Genomic DNA, 4,404 nt, shown 5'->3' with positions numbered 1-4,404 from the left:
CGAGTGGACCCGACTGCACAGTCACCCACCGATGCAGCACCCTGACCTGGGCATCAGAACCAAAAGCACGGGCCGCGCCTGAGGACGCTAGCAGCGTAAACGGGGTGAATTGGCTGCTGTGGCGGCGAAATTCTACGTGCTGCCGCCGGATCTCGACGAGCGTCAGCGGCGGCGGCCAGGGCGTCCGGGGCTACCAGTCCTACTCCGCAGCGCGACATCCTCCACCCGGAAGCCCCCGATCCACAGGTATTCCTCATTTAATCCTCATTGACCGACTGTCAAATGGGGCTACAGTAACAATATGACTGCTCCCACCGCCAGCTTTTCTGACGTTATAACATCGCTCGAAGGCGCTCTTGCATCCGCTGCCGAACTAGCAACAGTGAATACTTCCCCGCCGGGTGCCGTGCAATCGGGTATAGACTTCGTCGCGTTAGCAACCGCCTTCGCCGACTTCGGACAGTTGAGTGGCGACGTCATTCAGGTGTTCGCCCAAGATTTTCAAGCCGTAATCTCAGAAGCGTTAGCCGCTGGTTCCCTCGCCGCAGGGATCATCGCCGATATCGAAGCCGGAGCTGGGTTGGGGAAGCCATGACCGCCGGGAGTGCTGCTACGCCGACTGTCAGCAGCGTCCTGGTGCAAGTGCAGCAACAGGTCTCCGCGAATACGACCTTATTGAACACAGTTTTGCAGAATGCGAAATTGCCGCCGGCTGGTTTACCGGCCAGCTTTGAATCTCAAGTTATCGGTGGCCAGATAGTGTTCCACCAAAGCATTGAAACCACGATCAATTCTTTCCTGGCGGAGGTGTCGACGGAAAACGAGACGAACCCGCTTTTAATTGCCACGTTGCAGAACCTGCTTGCTAACTTACAGGCCGTGAATACGACGATCACCGATATCGACACTAGTGACAACCTCGAGCAACCCATTAGTCTCACTGGCCTTAACGTTTTACTGCTGTTTAATGACGCACTTGTCCTGACGAATACCAGCAGTGCCGCTGTTCAATATGCACTGTTCGCGCGTGACGCGCTCTCGACACAGCTCGTCACCGTCAGCGCTGCCGGTGCCTACACGGTCCCTATCCCGGCTGGCGCGAAGTATGTGGACATCGTCCTGAGCAGCGCCGCCGGCGGTGGCGGCGGCTACGACACCCCCGGCGCCGGCACCGGCGGCGACGGGGGAGACACCACCGCAACCCCCACCGGGGGTGCCACGTTGACCGCCAAGGGCGGCAAGGGCGGCGCCAGCACCACCAGCGCTACCAACAGCGCCGGTGCGTCACCCGGCAACGAATCCTTCGACGGCGAAACCTACACCGGCGGCACCGGTGGCGCTCCGGGCAACAACAGCCCCGGCGGCAACGGCACGGCACCCGGTGGTGGCGGCGGTGGCGGTGGCGCATTCGGCAGCTTCGGCGGGGCCGGCGGGGCCGCCGGCGAATGGGTCGCAGGAACGATCCCCATCACCTCCGGCATGACCGAGATCACCGGCAGCGTCGGCACCGGTGGTACTCCCGGCGCCGCAAGCGCAGGCGTCAACGCACAAGGCGGCACCGGCGGCAACGGCATAGCGTTCTTCAACTTCTACAGCTGATCACTCATGGAAAAAGTCACCGGCGATGATGCTCTCCATGCCGCAGCGCGTAGGGGGGCGCGTGGAAGGAGGATGCGATGAGTAACGTGCTGCCAGGTGGTGTCGGCACCAGCGTGATCGCAATCGCTATCTCAGTGCTCGCCGGACTCGTGGCGGGTGCCGCCCCCTCCACCGACGCGGTTGGCGTTTTGGGTACGCCGGCAGCAATCAGCTGGGCGACCGGCGGCCAGGATCCGGCCTGCGAGCCGCCCCCGCCCCCGCCGGACTGCCAGCCCGACTCCCCGGACCCAGCATGCCACCCACCCCCACCGCCATGCCCCCACCACCACGTGGTTAACCCGTATGTGGCACCATGACACCGAACGGAGAGATGCCATAGCGCCCAGCGGCAACGGGCACTCGTCGGCCCGGCCTCTTGAGACCCGGGTCGATTTCCACTTCCGCGTGATCTACTTCGGCTTATTCTGTCTGCTCTACGTACAGATCATGTTCGTGCTCACCGGGATACTGGGCTGGCTGTTGCCGCGGGGAGCGTTCGCATTGCAGATCAACGTGCTGGGGCCGGTCGCCGAATGGGTCGGCCGCCACATGTTCGGCGACGATGAGAGCACCGGGCTCGGGTTTCGTGCCGGTGGGCTGAGAAATTTAGGGTCGTCCGCTTAACTACAAACCCGATGTCCACTACACGGGGGCAAGCGCCGATAAGGAGCCGTTGGTGAATACACACGGTCGCCCGACGCGCGCCGGAGAGGTTCGCCGTCAGGCCGGAGCGGTGGCCACGGCCGTCAAGAACGGGGACGGGCTGTGCTGGCTGGTGCGCCGCGACCGTGACGGGCTGGTGCGAATCACCACATGCCTTGCCCACACCGATCATTGGCACCGGCGGTGACGCTGTTCTACCCCGATTGCAGCAACAACAACTGGTCATCGACCCACGACGCCATCACCTTCCTGGAACAGCTTGTGCCCGAAGGTTTTAGCGGCATCTGTCACAAAGTTTCCGAGGGGAGCTATTACGAGGACCCGTACTGGCCGACCGTGCAGCAATGGTGCCGCGACAACAATCTGCCCGCCATCGGCTACCACTACGTAACCACCGATGACCCGACTGCCCAAGCCCATACCTGGACCGCCAACAACGGCGGGCCGGTCGCCATGCTGGACTGGGAGGACAACGGCGGCGACCTGGCGAACCTCACCGCAGTGGTCGATGCGTTCAACACCGCTGGCGTCACCGTGCAGCTGGGCTACTACCCGCAGTGGTACTGGAACCAGGAAGGCGAAGGCAACCTGTCGCACCTGGCCCACGCCCTGGTGTCGTCTGGCTACCCGGACGGCTCCGGCTACGCCTTAACCATCTACGCGAACGCCGGCGGCAACGCCGGTGAAGGATGGGCGCCCTACGGGAGCGCTACCCCGGCCGCGTGGCAGTTCACCAACACCGCAGACATCGCAGGCTTCACCGTCGACTGCAACGCCTACCGGGGCAGCCACATCACGATCCTATTCGGCACCGCGCAGGCGCCCGACCCGCGCTAACGGACGGGGCTGCCGGGACAGCTCAGCCCGCCGACGTGGTAGCGAAAAGATCCACGATGGGGCTGATGTTGATATCGCCGAACGGTGTGAGCAGAAAGTCCCCCACCGTGGATTGGGTACCGGCGGCGTTCACGGACTCCTCGAAAACGTTGCCGTACCCGAACCCGTACTCGGAGACCAGGAAACCGGTGGACTCGGGCAGCACGGTTCCCGCGCCGGAACCGGACGTGGAAATCTCCTCGGTGTAGCCCCCGCCGAGCCCTAAGTCCTGGCTGAGTTCGTCCACAATTCCCGACAGGCCAGTGCTGGGCACAAATGACGTGGGCGTGTACTGGACGTCGCCGGTGAACGTGTCCACCGGGAAACCGAGGCTGGACACGCTGAAGTCCTGGGTGCCGAGTACTTCGCCGGTGGACGAGACGTTCGATGTCACATCCTCCGGACCTGTCGGGCTGATCGTGTAGATGGGCGAAAACGGGTTCGACGGGCTCGGATCGTAGGGGATCACAGCCGGGTCGTTCTGATTGCCGGAGCTGGCTGCCAGTGGCGCCGACAACGCCGCGTTGGAGATGGCGTCACCAGCTGTGCCCACGCTGTCGTCGCCCGTGGCGTGCGCGGCTGGCGCGGCCATCGCGACGGCCGCCGCGGCGAAGGTGATGATCTGGGTAGTTTTCATGCTGTGCTGATTTCTCGGGACACTGGTCAGGTTAAGCGTGTCCCACGGTCCGGTGCCCGGGGTGGGGCCGCTGCTTGATCGTATCTCGGTCAGCTGTATCAAACTTACTGTTTATCCGCGGAATATCGCTCTCAACCAGATTTTGGTCAACCCGCAGTCAACCGCGCGTTCGATCGCCCAGGCCCAGTGATGGCAAGACGCGGCGGCGGGGCGGCCATTGGTGCCGATGTCCACCAGGAGGCGCCGAAGAACCTCAATATGCGCCCTGCCCGTCAACCCGGGCCGGACCACATCGACAACGGTGTCGCAGTCGCCCGTCATGTCAACCAGCGGGTCGCCGACGGTGGCCTATGGCGCATTTCCCCACTTCAGCCGGTCCGACGTACCCTGCCATCCTTGCGGGCACGATGCCTGGCGGAGGGGGTACATTAATGACTTGTCAGCAAGCTGAGGTGGCTTTGCCGCTGGTCGCACGCCTAGCGGTGATTCAGTAGGTGCGGCAGAGGTGTCGGCGTGACGGCTCCGCCCCGCTGCGGCGGACCGGGCTCAGACGGTCCGCCGCCGTCGATCGTGGGCCTCCGGCATCGAGT

General features: G+C 63.7%; 6 protein-coding genes. 5 read left to right on the top strand and 1 reads right to left on the bottom strand.

Going from position 1 to position 4,404, the window contains the following annotated elements:
• Nucleotides 1-301 precede the first annotated feature (301 nt).
• From ABDV69_RS19260 to ABDV69_RS19240, 5 genes are all read left to right on the top strand, one after another.
• The gene (locus tag ABDV69_RS19260; RefSeq protein ID WP_343577244.1) at nt 302-595 is read left to right on the top strand and encodes a hypothetical protein; all 294 of its coding nucleotides are present in this window, start codon (nt 302-304) and stop codon (nt 593-595) included.
• Nucleotides 592-1,599 carry a hypothetical protein gene (locus ABDV69_RS19255; protein WP_343577242.1) on the top strand — a complete coding sequence of 336 codons (1,008 nt, stop codon included), beginning with the start codon at nt 592-594 and terminating at the stop codon, nt 1,597-1,599. Before ABDV69_RS19260 ends, ABDV69_RS19255 begins: the two co-directional genes overlap by 4 nt.
• Nucleotides 1,600-1,941: 342 nt before the next feature.
• The gene (locus ABDV69_RS19250) at nt 1,942-2,262 is read left to right on the top strand and encodes a hypothetical protein (protein WP_343577241.1); all 321 of its coding nucleotides are present in this window, start codon (nt 1,942-1,944) and stop codon (nt 2,260-2,262) included.
• Between the two features lie 52 nt (nt 2,263-2,314).
• Nucleotides 2,315-2,488 (top strand): hypothetical protein, encoded by a 174-nt coding sequence (locus ABDV69_RS19245; RefSeq protein ID WP_343577240.1) that lies wholly within the window; start codon nt 2,315-2,317, stop codon nt 2,486-2,488.
• Nucleotides 2,485-3,138: a GH25 family lysozyme gene (locus tag ABDV69_RS19240; protein ID WP_343577239.1), complete on the top strand. Its 654-nt coding sequence runs from the start codon at nt 2,485-2,487 to the stop codon at nt 3,136-3,138. The genes ABDV69_RS19245 and ABDV69_RS19240 overlap by 4 nt, the downstream gene beginning before the upstream one ends.
• Before the next feature lie 22 nt (nt 3,139-3,160).
• Here ABDV69_RS19240 and ABDV69_RS19235 read toward each other — a convergent pair whose 3' ends face one another.
• Nucleotides 3,161-3,814, bottom strand: a complete 654-nt coding sequence (locus tag ABDV69_RS19235) for a hypothetical protein (RefSeq protein ID WP_343577238.1) — start codon at nt 3,812-3,814, stop codon at nt 3,161-3,163.
• Nucleotides 3,815-4,404: the final 590 nt, after the last annotated feature.

The sequence above is a fragment of the Mycobacterium sp. genome (assembly GCF_039583785.1).
GTDB lineage: Bacteria > Actinomycetota > Actinomycetes > Mycobacteriales > Mycobacteriaceae > Mycobacterium.
Note: the sequence above shows the minus strand (reverse complement) of the source record. Positions and strands in the feature narration are given on the sequence as shown.